19 protein-coding genes are annotated in these 15,811 nt (G+C 33.0%); 4 read left to right on the forward strand and 15 right to left on the reverse strand.

The window, feature by feature from the left end:
- Nucleotide 1: 1 nt before the first annotated feature.
- The 3 genes from thiI to BM212_RS05805 all read right to left on the reverse strand — a co-directional run bounded on the left by thiI (nt 2) and on the right by BM212_RS05805 (nt 4,229).
- Complete coding sequence (gene thiI, locus BM212_RS05795; protein WP_281244382.1) at nt 2–1,216, reverse strand: tRNA uracil 4-sulfurtransferase ThiI; 1,215 nt, start codon at nt 1,214–1,216, stop codon at nt 2–4.
- A gap of 14 nt (nt 1,217–1,230) precedes the next feature.
- Nucleotides 1,231–2,361: a cysteine desulfurase family protein gene (locus BM212_RS05800; RefSeq protein WP_091897145.1), complete on the reverse strand. Its 1,131-nt coding sequence runs from the start codon at nt 2,359–2,361 to the stop codon at nt 1,231–1,233.
- A 155-nt stretch (nt 2,362–2,516) separates the two neighbouring features.
- A complete protein-coding gene (locus BM212_RS05805) occupies nt 2,517–4,229 on the reverse strand; it encodes a septation ring formation regulator EzrA (protein WP_091897147.1) in 1,713 nt (570 codons plus the stop codon).
- Nucleotides 4,230–4,422: 193 nt separating this feature from the next.
- On the opposite strand from BM212_RS05805, the gene BM212_RS05810 reads away from it, so the two are divergent.
- Nucleotides 4,423–4,884 (forward strand): GAF domain-containing protein, encoded by a 462-nt coding sequence (locus BM212_RS05810; RefSeq protein WP_091897151.1) that lies wholly within the window; start codon nt 4,423–4,425, stop codon nt 4,882–4,884.
- 492 nt (nt 4,885–5,376) lie between these two features.
- Here the strand turns inward: BM212_RS05810 and BM212_RS05815 are convergent, their stop codons facing one another.
- From BM212_RS05815 to BM212_RS05860, 10 genes are all read right to left on the reverse strand, one after another.
- Nucleotides 5,377–5,958: a class I SAM-dependent methyltransferase gene (locus tag BM212_RS05815; RefSeq protein ID WP_091897154.1), complete on the reverse strand. Its 582-nt coding sequence runs from the start codon at nt 5,956–5,958 to the stop codon at nt 5,377–5,379.
- A gap of 13 nt (nt 5,959–5,971) precedes the next feature.
- The gene (locus BM212_RS05820) at nt 5,972–6,514 is read right to left on the reverse strand and encodes an HD domain-containing protein (protein WP_342714021.1); all 543 of its coding nucleotides are present in this window, start codon (nt 6,512–6,514) and stop codon (nt 5,972–5,974) included.
- 276 nt (nt 6,515–6,790) lie between these two features.
- Nucleotides 6,791–7,396, reverse strand: coding sequence for a 30S ribosomal protein S4 (gene rpsD, locus BM212_RS05825; protein WP_072694560.1), 606 nt, complete (start codon nt 7,394–7,396; stop codon nt 6,791–6,793).
- Between the two features lie 289 nt (nt 7,397–7,685).
- Nucleotides 7,686–8,813: a baeRF6 domain-containing protein gene (locus BM212_RS05830; RefSeq protein ID WP_143744914.1), complete on the reverse strand. Its 1,128-nt coding sequence runs from the start codon at nt 8,811–8,813 to the stop codon at nt 7,686–7,688.
- A 151-nt stretch (nt 8,814–8,964) separates the two neighbouring features.
- Complete coding sequence (locus tag BM212_RS05835) at nt 8,965–9,519, reverse strand: GNAT family N-acetyltransferase (protein ID WP_091897160.1); 555 nt, start codon at nt 9,517–9,519, stop codon at nt 8,965–8,967.
- An 18-nt stretch (nt 9,520–9,537) separates the two neighbouring features.
- Nucleotides 9,538–10,179: a YktB family protein gene (locus tag BM212_RS05840; RefSeq protein ID WP_177206356.1), complete on the reverse strand. Its 642-nt coding sequence runs from the start codon at nt 10,177–10,179 to the stop codon at nt 9,538–9,540.
- Between the two features lie 159 nt (nt 10,180–10,338).
- The gene (locus BM212_RS05845) at nt 10,339–10,713 is read right to left on the reverse strand and encodes a substrate-binding domain-containing protein (protein ID WP_091897167.1); all 375 of its coding nucleotides are present in this window, start codon (nt 10,711–10,713) and stop codon (nt 10,339–10,341) included.
- Between the two features lie 166 nt (nt 10,714–10,879).
- Complete coding sequence (locus tag BM212_RS05850; RefSeq protein WP_091897170.1) at nt 10,880–11,569, reverse strand: 5'-methylthioadenosine/adenosylhomocysteine nucleosidase; 690 nt, start codon at nt 11,567–11,569, stop codon at nt 10,880–10,882.
- Between the two features lie 20 nt (nt 11,570–11,589).
- The gene (locus BM212_RS05855) at nt 11,590–11,838 is read right to left on the reverse strand and encodes a hypothetical protein (protein ID WP_091897173.1); all 249 of its coding nucleotides are present in this window, start codon (nt 11,836–11,838) and stop codon (nt 11,590–11,592) included.
- A 13-nt stretch (nt 11,839–11,851) separates the two neighbouring features.
- On the reverse strand, nt 11,852–12,406 hold the full coding sequence (locus BM212_RS05860; RefSeq protein ID WP_091897177.1) for an NUDIX hydrolase: 555 nt from the start codon (nt 12,404–12,406) through the stop codon (nt 11,852–11,854).
- Nucleotides 12,407–12,625: 219 nt separating this feature from the next.
- Here BM212_RS05860 and BM212_RS05865 point away from each other — a divergent pair, with 219 nt between their 5' ends.
- From BM212_RS05865 to BM212_RS05875, 3 genes are all read left to right on the forward strand, one after another.
- On the forward strand, nt 12,626–13,327 hold the full coding sequence (locus tag BM212_RS05865) for a 5-bromo-4-chloroindolyl phosphate hydrolysis family protein (protein ID WP_091897180.1): 702 nt from the start codon (nt 12,626–12,628) through the stop codon (nt 13,325–13,327).
- A gap of 89 nt (nt 13,328–13,416) precedes the next feature.
- Nucleotides 13,417–14,604, forward strand: a complete 1,188-nt coding sequence (locus BM212_RS05870) for a toxic anion resistance protein (protein WP_177206358.1) — start codon at nt 13,417–13,419, stop codon at nt 14,602–14,604.
- A gap of 122 nt (nt 14,605–14,726) precedes the next feature.
- On the forward strand, nt 14,727–14,972 hold the full coding sequence (locus BM212_RS05875) for a GlsB/YeaQ/YmgE family stress response membrane protein (protein ID WP_072694550.1): 246 nt from the start codon (nt 14,727–14,729) through the stop codon (nt 14,970–14,972).
- An 82-nt stretch (nt 14,973–15,054) separates the two neighbouring features.
- On the opposite strand, the gene BM212_RS05880 is transcribed toward BM212_RS05875, so the two are convergent.
- Both BM212_RS05880 and BM212_RS05885 read right to left on the reverse strand, forming a co-directional pair.
- Entirely contained in the window at nt 15,055–15,255 is a 201-nt protein-coding gene (locus BM212_RS05880) for a cold-shock protein (protein ID WP_072694549.1), read from the reverse strand.
- 313 nt (nt 15,256–15,568) lie between these two features.
- Nucleotides 15,569–15,811, reverse strand: a 243-nt coding sequence (locus BM212_RS05885; RefSeq protein WP_143744915.1) for an IS3 family transposase, incomplete at its 5' end; no start/stop codon positions are given.

The raw sequence follows: 15,811 nt of genomic DNA on the forward strand, positions 1-15,811 counted from the left end.
ACTACAACAGATCTTCAAAAATGTGCTTTTGTTTAGACTCCTGATTATTATTTGCTGATATCTCTTCAATCTTAATGCCTTGAATCGCCCTTTCTATTAAACCATGGATATCCATTTTTTCCTCAATTTCAAGTACATGCACTAATTTAGGTTTAGTTCTTGGTTTTGGAGGCGTAAAAATTGTACAACAATCTTCGTAAGGTAAGATTGCCAATTCAAAGGTATTTATTTTTTGAGCAACTTCAATGATATCTGTTTTGTCCATAGAAATAAGCGGTCTTAAAATTGGTGTATGTGTCACTTCATTTATCACAGACATACTTTCCATCGTCTGAGAAGCGACTTGTCCAAGTGATTCTCCATTGATAATAGCTAATCCAGACCGCTGTTCTCGCAATTGATCCGTAATACGCAACATCATTCTTCTAGTAATCGTCATAATATAACCTTGCGGAACGACTCTCTTGATCGTTTCTTGAATTTCAGTAAAGGGAACTTCTATAAAAGGAAGTGGACCAGAGAATTTGACCAGTTTTTCAGTTAGATCTTTTGCTTTTTGTAAAGCCTGCGGACTAGTATAAGGCGGGCTGTGGAAATGAACAGCCTCTACTTGTATGCCTCTTTTCATAGCATAATAGCCTGCAACTGGCGAATCAATGCCTCCGGATAACATTAACATCCCTTTACCACTCGTTCCCGTTGGTAATCCTCCAGCTCCTTTAATTGAATCTATAGATAAAAAAATCCCATCAAGTCTAACTTCTACACGAACATTAATATCTGGCTTTTTCATTTTAACTTTAATTTCTGGAATAGAGTTCATGATATATTCGCCTAACATCTGGTTAACTTCGTTTGTATCAAACATCCATTCATGATCTGCTCTTTTTGTATTTACCTTAAATGTTCGACCAGGTTCATAGTTAGATTTAACTAAAAACAATGCCGCTTCTTTAGCTTTTTCAATCGACTTTTCTACCTTTATTACTGGAGATATCGTTTGTATACCAAAAATTACTTTTAATTTATTTATAATTATATCTGCACTTTCATCATTTAATTCAATGTGCATACGGTCTCTATGAGATTTGATTTTCAAACCTCTATATTCATTAAGTGCATTTTTAACGTTATTATCTAACTGCTTAATAAATTGTTTTTTATTTTTACCTTTTGTAGATAATTCTCCATATCTTACCATAACTTCTGTAATCATATATATCCTCTATTCTATTGTATAGCTTTAAAAGAATGATAGATTTCATCAAATATTTTTATAAAGCTTTTAAGTTCTGCCAATGTATTATCTTCAGACAAACTGACTCTAATTGCTGTTTCAGCTCTACTTTTAGGAATACCCATAGCTAAAAGTGTACTTGATTCGACCTTTTTTCTGCTTGAGCATGCGCTAGTTGTCGAAACATAGACTCCCCTTTTTTCGAGAGCATGTACTGTTACTTCTCCTTTAATACCCTTAACACCAAAACAAAGTATGTGCGGGGCTCGCTGTTCGGGTGAAAATACTTCGATATTTTTTTTAGTATCTAAATACTTTTTTAATTCTAAAGTGAGCTCAGTTTGAGTTCCTGCTTGTTTTTCAGAAATTAGTTTTAAAGCTTTTGCCATTGCTACGATTCCCGGAACATTTTCAGTCCCACTTCGTAATCCAGCTTCTTGTCCGCCTCCACTTAGTAACGGAGCTAGTTTTCGACCTTTTTTTACATACACAAAACCTGTACCTTTCGGACCATGGAATTTATGTCCTGAAAAAACAGCCATATCTACTCGGCTTTGTTCTCCTAACTTTAAATCGATTTTACCAACAGTTTGAACTGCATCAACGTGAAAATGAATAGAAGGATAATCTTTCAAGGCTTCACCGATCTGTTCAATAGGTTGTACACTACCCGTTTCATTATTGACTGCCATTACAGAAACCAGCACAGTATCCTCTCTTAAAGCATGTCTAAGCTTCTCAACTGAAATAATACCTCTCGAATCTACCGGGAGATACGTCACTTCCCATCCCATATTTTCTAGTTGTTTTATTGATTCCAATACTGCTGGATGCTCTATTTCTGAGGTGATTAAATGCTTACCAAAAGCTATTTTTTCAATTGCTGTTCCTTTAACAACCCAATTGTCTCCTTCAGTTCCACCACTAGTAAAAAAAATCTCTTCAGGTTTAACATCAATTGTTTCAGCAATTAAATTTCTTGATTGTGTCAATAATCCCGTTGTCGTCTCTCCAAGTTCATGTAAACTCGATGGATTACCAAAATACATCGAATTTACTTTATTAAAAGTATCCAAAACAGACGAATCAATTTTTGTTGTGGCGCTATTATCTAAATAAATCATTTATACACTCTTTCTATTCTTTCAGTAATCTTTTTTACGTAGCATAATACCAAAAGATATATATTTTAGCAAATTAGCGAGAAGCTTCTACTCACCAAAAGAGCTAGAATGTGAATTCAAATCACAACCTAGCTCTTTTAATTATACTTCTCAACTCAAGAGAAGTTTTTCTCTTTTCTATATTGTTTTTGAACTTCTTCAAAAGCTCCTGGCTCAATTGTTTCCAGTTTTTCTCGAACCATTTTTAATGAGGTTTTATAATCAAAGTCTTCTGAAAACAAACTGCGACTATATTTGATTGTCTCCATCACTTCACTGTGCTCATTTTTATATCGGTATAATCGCTGACTGACAAGTTCGCTTAGCATCGCTTGATCTACTAGTTCATCTGTATCTTGAGCTAACTGTTCCACATCATCTTCACACATCTCATGCAATTTAAAAACTTCTGTCATATCCAGTTTAGGTTTAGCCAAGCTCTGACTTAATTGTTCTATATGGTCAGTAGTATAAAAGAAAAAGTCGAGATACTCAGATGGTAATCCTGGAAGATGCCTGCTTTCAACATATCTCTTCATTTCACGCATTGCAATTTCCATTTCTTCTAAATCTTGTTTTATTTCTAATTCGCTATTTCTATAATCACTCAAATGCTTACTGATCGTTGTCGATTTTTCATTCATCTCTTGTAATTGATCAAACATTAAGTTCAACAATTGACTAGCTTGGGAAAATGGAACACTCTCTTCTGCTAATTCTTCATTGATTTTCATATATAATTTTTCTTGTTCTGCGATTGTTTCTTGTACTTGAGTCGCTTCGCTCCTTTCATCTCTATATAAAAGATAACTCTGGGATAGTCTATCTATTTCAATAAACAACTTACGGTTCTGTTCTTTAAGATAATGAAATATTTTACGTATTTGGTTGAGCAATTCGTTGACTTCTTTTTTTGATTCTATTTCAACTTCTAACTTATCATAAATTTGTTCTATTTTTGCTTCGAGCTCTGCCAATAATTCTTCTGCTTTTTTTATTTCAAGCGAACCAATCAAACTATTTGTATTTTCTATTTTGACATGTGTTTGAGCCAGATCCTCTTTTATTGAATCATCAGGGAATATATAGCCTTCCTGCTGCAAGGATCGATACCCACTTTCCAACTCTTCAATTTGTTCTAGTATCTCATTGTCGACTTTTTTGAGAATCCCAGGTACTTCAGTCATATAATTTTCCATTGCAGTAATGGTCTCTTCAAGTTGTTTTAATAAGAGATTTGCCTCTTCATGATCTCCAGCAGCTGTCAAATGAGAAAAAGTTGAAAAATCTGTTTCCATTGTACCTAATTTATCTTCAAGCGCATCAACTGCTCTTCCGAATGAAAAACTCTTAGCTAATAGATCTTTACGGATCATATGATATCTTTTCTTGATAGATTCTATTTTTTTGAGATTTGCCTCTTCACGTTGCATTAATTCATCTAAAGCTGTATTTAAACTATTTAAAGATTGTTGGATTTCAACAATTTTTCTTTCAGCCTCTTCTTCGTGCTGACGTGCTTTTTTGAAACGGTAACGATCCGTAGCTTGTTCAGCTTCAAATAACAAGCTTTCGATTGTCGGAAATTGTTTTGTTTCAATCTGATCCCATTGTTCTTTTAGTTCCTCAGCTGTTTCTCTCGATTGTCCAGTCATACTTCTATTATTGACAGCTTGTATTTTATCCAATGGGAACTGGTTCATTACTTCAGATTTTCTTGAATCCAGCTCATCTATTGATTTGTAATGATTTTTTCTGATGATATACATTGCTATGTAAAGTGCGACGATCAACAACATTAATATAACAACAACAATTTCTAACGACATGAACTTTCCCTCCGACTAGGCTTTATATACATAAATTCCCTGCCTGCTTTTCTCTTCTTAACAGTATATCAAATATTGAGGAAATATGTTATACTTACAAGCAAATTCTCTAAAATAGGTTCAAGAAACCTATAGAAACTTATAAAAAATCAATTTTCTTTTTAAAATTTGTACTTAATGGAAAGGTGATAAAATGAGCACAGTCAAACCTAAACATATGCTGAATAAACAGCTAGATGCTTTATTAGAAGACGAAACAAATAGAGTAGCAAATTTAAGTAACGCTTCTGCGTTATTATTCGAACAATTATCTGAAATCAATTGGGCAGGGTTCTATTTATGGGAAGATTCTGAAAACGAACTTGTACTTGGGCCTTTCCAAGGAAAAGTAGCTTGTGTTAGAATCGAAAACGGATCTGGTGTATGCGGGACTGCTTTTAAAGAACAAAAGACTTATCTTGTTAAAGATGTACATGAATTTCCTGGACATATTGCTTGTGATGCGGCAAGCGAATCTGAAATTGTTGTTCCTCTTACAAAAGATGGCATACAAATTGGTGTTTTAGATATAGATGCACCGATAAAAAATCGTTTTACAGAAGAAGATCAAGAAATAATAGAAGAATTTGCAAGTGTTTTACTGAAACACCTCTAAAATACGCAACAAAACCTACTGAACATCTGGAATGGTAGTATTCAGTAGGTTTTTATTCTTGTCTATGAAAAATCAGGTTGTTCTAATTCCAGTTCTTCATTTTGGGATAAAACCACTTATTCATTTTATTTAGATTATCCAGTGATAACCATTCTTAATAATCATGTTTATCCGATAATTTTATATCTTGAAAATTATTTATCTTAACACTATAAATAATTCCAGTAACTTGTTGATGGGTTTCATAATTAATGTAATTTAAGCATTTAAAATAATTTTGACTAGGTAGTTCTTTCTTGATCATAAACGAAGTATAATACATCGTTAAGCGAATTCTTCAATTAAAGACTATTTGCTTATCCTTTTTAATAATGTCCTGATAACTTTTTTATTAATTTATTATAAGGACCTATGCTCTCCAAGTGTCTCTTAACTTTCAATTCTACCCAATCATTCTTATTTCTCACCATAGATTATTTTGTCGTTAATTTTTTATACTGTAGAACTAAATTTTACTTTCAACGATTTCTTGGCATCAATTATCAAACTTGGAAAAGTTATTGTTGAAGAATTCCTTGGATCTACTTTTACTGATCGGAAAATATTGCCATCTTCTTTATTCCAATTAATTTGATGAAATACTCCATTTTTATCATGGTACTCAAGCAGTTCACATTCAAATCCAGCTTCTGAAAACAGCTTACCTAAAGTCTCAAAATTATAGACCGTTTTATGTGAAGCTGCCGGATGATTAACTGGACCGGGACCACCTACTTGAACAACTTTTCGGTATTCTTTATTAGGAAAGTAACCATCTGGAACAGCACATCTAAAATATCCGCCAGGTTTTAAATACTTCCAACATAATTTTGCTGCCGTTACTCCTTCATCATAAGTAAAATGCTCCCAAACATGTTCTGCTAGCAACACATCAATTGTTTCAATTTTAAAGTTTTCATCCCATGATGCCTCTTCTAATACATTCAAATCCTGTTCTTGTGTGTGAATCCATCCTGGATTATTGTTATACTCTCCCGCTCCAATAACAACTCTTAATTTCTCCATGTTTCTCATTCCATTTCTCCTTTTAGTTATCCTGTAAAAAGTAATATCCTCCTTCTAACTGAGTCAGTAAATCTTCATATGTTTGCATTTGCTTCTCAATTCTTTTGCGCCACATGGCTTTTGCGGTTACTGTTGCAAACTCCTCTTCAACACCCAGAAGTTTTTCTCTGCTTTCTAATCGTTCCTTTAAGTAATTAATTTGTTCTTTTACTGTTTTATCATAAAATTTATGATAAGACAGACTTTCAAATGTTCGATAAATGTCGAATCGATCAAGGTTATCACTATCCGATATTGTTAGAGCATTGATTGATAATTCTCCTCTATCCATTCCTGGATTTCCATCTACATGACTAGCAATACCAAGTAAAATTTCTTCTTTCTGATTTTCAGTTAAGTTTAATTCATTTAAAAAATCTTCAGATATTTTTGCACTATTACGTCCATGATTTTCCCAGTCTTCTTTACTCTCAAATTCTATTGCATAACTAATATCATGTAACAATGCACCAATCACTACAACATCTTTGTCTAAATTTTCTTTTTCGGACAAATCCATAGCAATTTTTGAAACTCATAAGGTATGCTGATATCTATACTCTTTAGCATTTGGATTTTTCTTAAAATAAACACTATTATTATATGTATTCTGCAAAAATTTTAATGTTTTCTCTATGTTTTCCATTCTTTCTCTCCTAACACTTTCTCGTTATTTTTATAGTTTTTGTATTTCTATTGATCAGTTTATCATATAGATCTTTTTAATTAAATTATTAATAGTTTAATTTTAGAAAACAAAAAAGCCTGCACATTGCTGCAGGCTTTTTTGAACCAGTTAAAATTAACGGTTATAGTATTCAACGATGTATGAATCATCGATGTCCGCTGGCATTTCTTCACGTAATGGTAAACGTGTAAGTGAACCTTCCAGTTTTTCTTCATCGAAAGTGATGAAATCAGGACGACCGTATAATGATTCAACAGATTCTTTAATAATTGTTAAGTTTTTAGATTTCTCACGTACTCCAACAACTTCTCCAACTTGAACGCTGTAAGAAGGTATGTCAACGCGTTTTCCGTTAACAGTGATGTGTCCGTGGTTTACTAATTGACGTGCTTGACGACGAGTAGTTGCTAGACCTAAACGGTATACTACATTGTCTAAACGTTGTTCAAGTAAGATCATGAAGTTAACACCGTGTTTACCTTCACGAATTTTACCAGCTTTTACGAATAAGTTGAAGAATTGACGTTCATTTACTCCATACATATAACGTAACTTTTGTTTTTCTTTAAGTTGCATACCATATTCTGATAATTTAGTACGGCTAGTTGGTCCGTGTTGCCCTGGAGCATAAGGACGACGAGCTAATTCTTTACCTGTTCCTGAAAGTGAAATGCCTAAACGACGAGATTTCTTCCAAGAAGATCCTGTGAAACGTGCCATGATTGTATTCCTCCAATAATTTTTTTGGAGTAAAATAACGGGATAGAAATTCAGTATTACGTGCAGTTTCTATGAACTTTCGCCATTGCAGCCGCAGGTTACTCATTAACTTACCTTAAGAAACTGTTGACGCGGATACCATTTCTTGCTGCATTATTTTACACAAAGACTATTGTACCTCTTTATAAATATAAAGTCAATAACTAGATCAAACTAAAACCTCAAAGCAGTATCTAAAATAGATATTGCTTTGAGGTTTTTAACAAGATTTATTGTTCATAAAAATTAATTAAAATCTTAGAGTTGCTGCGATACCTGTATCGGAAGGCATACTCGCCTTATCAAGAATATATACTTTACCGTTAGTATTCAAAACATTCTGAACTAGCTGATTAACATAGGCATTAATTTCTGCACCATCTTTATACTGTCCATTTTCATCAATTGTGCCATGTACTTGATAATGATCTTCAATCAGAAGAGTATCAATTTTACCTTGGATACTAGCCATTGCTAAATCATTATACTGTGCTTCCAAGCGAAACTCCGGTGTAGTTTCATTAAATTTTTCAACTAACGATTTGTAACGGCGATTTATAATCTCAGTCACTACTTCACTAGCTTTATCTTGAATTTGTGCACTTGACAATTGTGCTGTAGATCCTTCAACTTTTGTTTCGTCCAAATGAGGATTTTTAGATATTTTTTCAAAATCAGAAATATTCTCAGGTAGCGCAAACAAGACAAGGGGCAATTCTGTTGGTTTTGTATAATTTTCATATACATATTTGTCTACTACACGAAAATAATTGTTCTGGTCAATTTGGACTTCATTACTTTTTTCGTTATGTCCATGGAACATACCTTGTCCGGCAGCTCCGTTATAATCAGCGGTGTTTAATTCCCCGCCCGTCAGTTCTTTACCTAAAGCTTTTTCTAAATCTGTCGGAGCATCTTCAGGTAATGGTATTTCCTGGAGTTGTGTTCCACGGCCATTAAATAAGGTAAATTTATCATGGTTCAGTCCTAATAAATGATAATAACTCACGTACTGAAAATTCGGTATCAACGGCAGCACATAAGCCTGGTTAGATACTACTACCTCATTGTCCACGGGTACGCTTAATCTATAAAAGTACGCATCTGTTTGTGTGACATAAAATACAACGCTGTCAGATACTCTTCTCCAAAAATCTGAATCATTACGTAAACCTTTGATTTGTTCTAAGAAAGTGTCACATGTTTTTTCATCATAAACATCACAGATTTTTTCTTTCGCTTCTTTTAATAAGTTTTGAAACTGGATCTGATTAGCTTCTGTTTCAAACGCATTAGCTTGAGCGTTCAGCGAAATGGATAAATACACCTCGTCTGATTTCATGATTTCATCTGTAGGAAATGCAAATAATTCTTTCATATTTTCACCTTCCATATTCTATTTTCTTTGCTCTTATCGCTCGTAAACCTTTCAAAGATAAGATTAAAGAATACTATAAGTTCATCATATCTAATCTTTAAGAAATTGTCTAAAGATATGCAATAAGTACGCCAGAATAAAGACTAATTAATTAAGCACTTCTATTCATCGGACCTACTGATTTCAAAAAATCTGAATATAACATACCAAAAACCAGACTGTTGGTCCATTCACCTTTATTCCAGTAATCCGCTATAAAGTATCCTTCTTTTCTCATTCCTAATCTTTCGCATAGTTTTTTTGAGGGACTGTTTCTTGAGTCGATGTTCACTTGTATTCTATGAATATCTATCTCTTCAAATAATACGTGGATCAACTCTTGTAATGCTTCGGTTGCAAAACCATTTCCTGAAACCGCACGATTGAAACTGTACCCAAGTTCAACAGTATCTCGCATATCTGTATACCAAACATATAAGTCACCAATGACTTTATCTTGGGAAACAACGGCTAAGTTCAACATTTGATCTTGCTTTAATTGATTATTGCTGATTTTTACTTTGAAAAAATCCTGAGCCGTTTCAGAAGTCCATGGATCATGGAGCAAATAACGACAAGTTTCGTTATCTTTATAAATTGCCAAAGTATCGGCAAAGTCCTTTTCTTGAAAAGTTCTTATACTTAATCTTTTTGTTTCAATAATCACTTTCTATCTCCTGACTTTTTATTTACCTGTCAAATTATTCTTCTCGTACCGATCTAATAGCTGTTTGTAAAGAGGAATTAACTGGACAATTGTTTCAAGTAAAAAAGCTTGCTGTTTTGACTGGTCATCAAGTAAAGAACTATTATTAGGAATAATCCTTCCAATTAATACTTCTCCTTTTTTCACAGTGATCATTCTTTTTATAAGTCTAGTTCCACTTTCCTCGGTAAGAGGCTCTACATTAGATTTAGTATGATCTCCAGAAATAACAAAGTCGTCCTTCAACTTTATCCAATTTTCTTTATTTTCAAGTAGACTTTCTCCCATATCTTTCTCATACAGCGGTTGATCAATTATAGAAACAAAAATAAAGACATGCTCTTCGTTAATGCCGATTTGAATATGAGGATATTTTTTATATCCCCTAGCATTACCACCTATTGCGCTCCAAGTCGATTCTGGGGGATTTGTGGTTCTTCTTCTATGCTGAGCTATATGAAAATACATTTTATGCCCAGTTTTTCCTTCGATTATACTAGCATAAATATCACCTAGATCTTGAAATATAGGCTGTATAACCTTACGAATAGCTTCCATTCTTTCTTCTAAATGATTTAATTGAAATATTTGAAAATCTTCTTTTTTGTAAGTTCTATGCACTGTTTTTCCTCCAATATTTCTTGTCTCTATAATATAACAGAGATCTTGAGATCATGATTAAATAGTACTTTTATAATGATAAATCTATTTGCTCATTAATTTCTTCAATCATCAATTGCATAGATTGTAAACCACCAGAAAGACACCATATTTCAGAATTTAAATAGATAATATGTCATTTTGGTAGGCTTTTGTTTCCTGGTTAACTGAATTTTCGCTAAGATCAGAATGATCGCCACCTACTGCAAGCGTTCTATCTCCAACAAATAACAGGTCAGGATCTTCATACAAAACATATTCATATGATATAGACTGTCCATGAATCGATGATTCGATACTAGAGCCAATCGGAGTAAAGCCAAATTTTTCATAGATCATTCCGTATCTGGAGTTTCCCCCAAAAGCTGAAAGACTCCCTTCGTTTAGTATTGTCACTAACGAAGAATAATTCACTAAAAAGTTATATCTTCTACACCCACTAATAAAGAAATCAGCAGGCTTAAGACTAAAAGTAAAAAGAACACATTTTTTCATTCTCATCTTCTTTTACTATATAGTGAATAGTCTAGCACTTTAAAGCTCTACTAATGAGAATGATTATCACTATCACAAGTTAAGTATATTCAATTTATAGTGCACAATCAACCATTCACAAACTTTTCTACAAAAAAAGAAGGCCTGACCCGCCCTCTTCAAAACACTATAAATCTTTTAAAATATTCAATACCATTTCAGCAGATTTTTTACCCGCATGCTCTATAAATTCCCCGAAAGAAACAGATGCTTTTTCATCAGAAGTATCTGACAATGCCCTTACTACTACAACAGGAACTCCAAATTGATAACAAGTCTGTGCTACAGCAGCTCCTTCCATTTCTGTAACTAAGGCTTCCGGGAAATTTCCTTTTATATCACTTATTTTGTCTGAATTAGCTATAAATGAATCACCTGTAACAATCAGACCCTTGTTGATTAGCCACTCCATCTTATCTGCCGCTTTTGAAATTTTATTAATCAGATCACTATCTGCCTTATATCTGCTTGGCATCTGTGGAACCTGTCCAAAATCATATCCAAATATCCTGGCATCTGCATCATTGTAGGATAATTCGGTAGAGACTACTAAATCCCCAACTTTTAGTTCTTTTCCAATACCACCTGCTGAACCTGTGTTGATTATAACTTCAGCATTATATTTTTCAATCAATAAAGTTGTTGCAATCGCTGCATTCACTTTTCCAATCCCTGATTTAACTAAAACAACTTCAACTTTATCGATGATTCCGTTATAGAAAGTCTGATTTGCAACAGTACTTACTGTCTTATCTTTTAATTTATCTACTAAAATATTTACTTCCTGTTCCATAGCAGCAATAATTCCAATTTTCAATGATCAAGACTCCTTTATGTTTACGGTCCATAAATTGTATAAATTAACACGATGACCAATAATAATACAACCACAATGATAGCTTGCGTTAATCTTTTCTCAACTCGTCTATATCGTTCCATTTCGTTGATTCGTTTTTTTGATGTTCTTCCTTGTTTAGACAGTTGACGTTCCTTTTTTCTATTTTCTTTTTTTATCTGTTTTTGAAGTCGTGTTTTTTCCTTAACTTCTTTTTGTTTCTGCTTTTTTAACTCTTTTCTAGATTGCATATACTCATACCTTCTATTTATATTCCTGTATTTTTTTCATCTTCCAATAAAATAATGCAAACACACTCTTAGAATCTCTTAATTGACCTTCTTCATAAGCTTTCCATGCTTCTTCAAAAGTCAATGCTAATAGTTCTATTGTTTCATCCTCATCTTTTGGTAATGGATTCTCAACTTTTATGAGCTGTGCTGCTTCATAGATTTCCAAAAATTCATCTGTAAAACCTGGAGTACTATAAAAAGACGTAACAAAAGACCAATCCTGTGCCTGAAATCCAGTTTCTTCTTCTAATTCTCTTTTAGCTGTATTCAACCCATCTTCGTCTTCAACATCTTTGAGTCCTGCTGGAATTTCGATACTAATCTTTTCGATTGCTTTACGATACTGTTTAACTAATAGTAACTTCTGATCCTCAGTAAAAGCTATGACAGCTGCGGCACCATCATGTCTGACAATTTCTCTTTTAGATTGTTGTCCATTTGGAAGAAGTACATCTTCAACAATATATTTTGTTACTTTTCCATCATAAATGAGCTCACTTTTAATTGTCTTTTCTTCAAACTCCATCTTCTCAACTCCTCTATATACTATAAGATATCATACAATAGATTACTTTCTTTTTCATTAATGAATACTGATTAATAAAAGAACAATTAAATTCTATGTGAATTCTACAGGACTCTTTTTAAAATTAAGCAATATCATCCTTAGGTCCTATGTCACTCTTTTCAGCATTTATGATAAAATAAATATACAAATCATAACGAATCTTTTGGAGGAGCCAATATGAATAAAAATCGTTTAGCAGATACGCTTATTTATCTTTTAACCTGTATTACAATAATATTTATTTTCATTATGCTCGTGGCTGTAGATTTCCCTATTATACTTGCAGCTTTATTAAGTGCAGCAGTAGGTGTATTCCTGCTTTATATTAGAGGTAGAAAACACCGTGCTCAGGATGGAAAACACAGACTTCCTAAATTATCAGCAGAAAAGCAAGCTTTTTATGAGTCAAAAGGATTAGGAAAAGAAGATATTCAATACTTTCGTCAAACTATGCAGAATGCGAAAATACAAATCAAAAAAATCGAAACTAATTTACATGCAACTGGTAAATTGAAAGCAATCGAAAACCGTAACAATACTATTCATTTAACAAAATCTTTGTTCAGAGAAATTATCAAAGAACCAAACCGTTTGCATGAAGTAGATCAGTTTTTATACGTACATTTACCTTCTTTAGCTGATCTTTCTGAAAAATATGTAGAAATCGATAATCATCAAGCTAAAAGCAAAGCGACCTATGATATGCTTGATAGATCTTCTCAGACTCTAGACAAGATGTGTCAGCAGATAGCCGAAGATTATGTCGAATTCAAGTCAGATGATATCGAAGATATGGAAGTTGAGGTTGAGCTTGCAAAAAGATCACTAGACAAGGATAATGGTTTTAATCAAGAATCAATTCAAAATGACGAAGTGTAATTTATAATATGATTTCAAAAATAATAACAAATTTTATCGAAAGGAAGTAAAGTTATATGGTTGAAAATGATACTGATAAGAATCTAGACATTACAAAGGTACAAGATAAAAAAACGAGTGAACTTGATGATCTGCTTGCAAATCCTTTTGGTGATACTATAAAAAACCCTCCAGCTCCACAGGCGGATACTAGCAATACAATTACCGGAGACGAAAAAGATGATGCTAGAAAATTGATTGATACTTTATCAGAAGAACGTCAAAAACAAGCACGTCAGTTAGCAAATCAGATTGCAGTCACAGATATTGACGCAGTCTTAAATTATGGCTCAGGTGCACAACAAAAACTAGGTGATTTTTCTCACTCAGTTTTGAATCACGTACAAAATCAAGAAACTGGACATATTGGGGAAACATTGAATGATTTAATGTTCAAACTGAAAGACAGTAACCCTGATGATTTAAGAGCAGATGATTCAAATATCTTCAAAAAAATGTTTAAGAAAATTAATCGATCTATATATGAAACTACTGCTAAATATCAAAAAATCGGTGCTCAAATAGATAAAATTGCAGTTAAACTTGATAAAGAAAAAGACCTTTTGCTCAAAGATAATGAGATGCTTGAATCGCTATATGAGAAAAACTTTGAATATTTTGAAGCACTCAATATCTATATAGCTGCTGGTGAAGTTAAGCTCGAAGAACTGCAAACCGAAATTATTCCGTCAGCAATGAAAACAGCTGAAAGTAGCACCAATCAAATGGATGTTCAACGTGTTAATGATCTTAATCAATTCCAGAATCGTTTAGAAAAAAGAGTGTATGATTTAAAAGTAGCCAGACAAATGACGATTCAACAAGCACCACAGATTCGTCTGATTCAAAATACAAACCAAGCTCTATCTGAAAAAATTCAAACTTCTGTGAATACAGCTATTCCATTATGGAAGAATCAAATCGTAGTGGCTTTAACTTTATTACGTCAAAAAGAAGCCGTGACAGCTCAAAGACAAGTATCAGAAACGACAAATGATTTACTGACTAAAAACTCAGAAATGCTAAAACAGTCTTCTATTGAAACAGCTCGTGAAAATGAACGAGGAATTATCGATATTGAAACACTTGAGAAAACACAAACTGATTTAGTTGAAACCTTAGAAGAAACTCTTTCGATCCAACAAGAAGGCCGTTCTAAGCGACAAGAAGCAGAACGTCAACTTGTCAGAATGGAAGATCGCTTGAGAGATCAACTACTTCGAATAACGGATAAATAGTCTGAAACTTCCCAAATACTTGGGAAGTTTTTTTATAAGGCGAAATATTTGAACAAAATATGACAATAGTATATAGTTATTTATAGAAACAAAATGAAGCAAAGAAAAAGGAGAGATTTTTTATGTTAGGTTTTATTTTAATGTTAATCATCGGTGGTATCGTTGGTGCAATTGGTGAAGCAATCATAGGTAAAGAAGTACCCGGTGGTATTATTGGTAATATTATTCTTGGACTAATTGGTTCAGCTTTAGGTGGATATTTATTAGGAGATTTAGGACCATCACTTGGTGGAATCGCAATTATTCCAGCAATTATTGGTGCAATTATTCTTGTATTCCTATATAGCTTAATTGCCAAAAAAGCATAATTAAATACATTTTAAAACAAAAAAGCTCTTTATGATCTGCCTTATGCAGTCATAAAGAGCTTCTTTATTTGGATAGTTAAAACTAGACTTTATCGACATTAGAAGCTTGTGGGCCTCTGTCTCCTTCAACAATATCGAATTCAACTTCTTGTCCATCATCTAAGGATTTATATCCTTCGCTATTAATCGCGCTGAAGTGAACAAATACATCTTCACTACCTTCTACTTCAATAAATCCAAAACCTTTTTCTGCGTTAAACCATTTTACATTTCCTCTTGCCATCCTGCTTTTTCCTCCTAAGTAATTCTTGCAACAGATCGTTTATTGAGTGCACCTTACCATCAGTTAACTATACAGCACATCTATTACACTTAAGAGTATACAAAATATGACTATTTTTTGCAAGGGCTTTCTATATTTTATATGATAAATAATTAACTTTAAAATCTTTTGTATACCTTATCATTTGTTATTATTGTCCCTAATAAAAATTTCTTGATAATAAAAAGAGCTGACTTTGTGTAGTGACCCCCAAATGTTAGACTTACTCGGAGTGGAGAAATCCACTCCGCTTTTTTTATATAATTGAAAAACTTCACGCTTTTTTTTGATACGCTTTTCGGTATGCTATCGGACTCATCCAATTTAATTTCTTTTTCATACGCTTTTGATTGTAATAGTCAATAAATCTTGTAATCGCTTGTTCAAGTTCTTCGTAGCTATAGAAGATTCTTCCATGGTAAATTTCTTGTTTTAATAAACTGAAGAAATTCTCCATTGGAGAATTATCCAAACAGTTTCCTTTTCGGGAGAAGCTTTGAAAAATCTTATGCTTTTT

Source organism: Marinilactibacillus piezotolerans (assembly GCF_900114235.1).
In the GTDB taxonomy this organism is placed as follows: domain Bacteria; phylum Bacillota; class Bacilli; order Lactobacillales; family Carnobacteriaceae_A; genus Marinilactibacillus; species Marinilactibacillus piezotolerans.

Coding starts and splice junctions, on each gene's coding strand:
- BM212_RS05810 (WP_091897151.1), top strand. CDS start 4,423: ATGAGCACAGTCAAACCTAAACATATGCTGAATAAACAGCTAGATGCT.
- BM212_RS05855 (WP_091897173.1), bottom strand. CDS start 11,838: ATGCAATCTAGAAAAGAGTTAAAAAAGCAGAAACAAAAAGAAGTTAAG.
- BM212_RS05865 (WP_091897180.1), top strand. CDS start 12,626: ATGAATAAAAATCGTTTAGCAGATACGCTTATTTATCTTTTAACCTGT.
- BM212_RS05805 (WP_091897147.1), bottom strand. CDS start 4,229: ATGTCGTTAGAAATTGTTGTTGTTATATTAATGTTGTTGATCGTCGCA.
- rpsD (WP_072694560.1), bottom strand. CDS start 7,396: ATGGCACGTTTCACAGGATCTTCTTGGAAGAAATCTCGTCGTTTAGGC.
- BM212_RS05875 (WP_072694550.1), top strand. CDS start 14,727: ATGTTAGGTTTTATTTTAATGTTAATCATCGGTGGTATCGTTGGTGCA.
- BM212_RS05800 (WP_091897145.1), bottom strand. CDS start 2,361: ATGATTTATTTAGATAATAGCGCCACAACAAAAATTGATTCGTCTGTT.
- BM212_RS05830 (WP_143744914.1), bottom strand. CDS start 8,813: ATGAAAGAATTATTTGCATTTCCTACAGATGAAATCATGAAATCAGAC.
- BM212_RS05860 (WP_091897177.1), bottom strand. CDS start 12,406: ATGGAGTTTGAAGAAAAGACAATTAAAAGTGAGCTCATTTATGATGGA.
- thiI (WP_281244382.1), bottom strand. CDS start 1,216: ATGATTACAGAAGTTATGGTAAGATATGGAGAATTATCTACAAAAGGT.
- BM212_RS05880 (WP_072694549.1), bottom strand. CDS start 15,255: ATGGCAAGAGGAAATGTAAAATGGTTTAACGCAGAAAAAGGTTTTGGA.
- BM212_RS05815 (WP_091897154.1), bottom strand. CDS start 5,958: ATGAGAAACATGGAGAAATTAAGAGTTGTTATTGGAGCGGGAGAGTAT.
- BM212_RS05845 (WP_091897167.1), bottom strand. CDS start 10,713: ATGAAAAAATGTGTTCTTTTTACTTTTAGTCTTAAGCCTGCTGATTTC.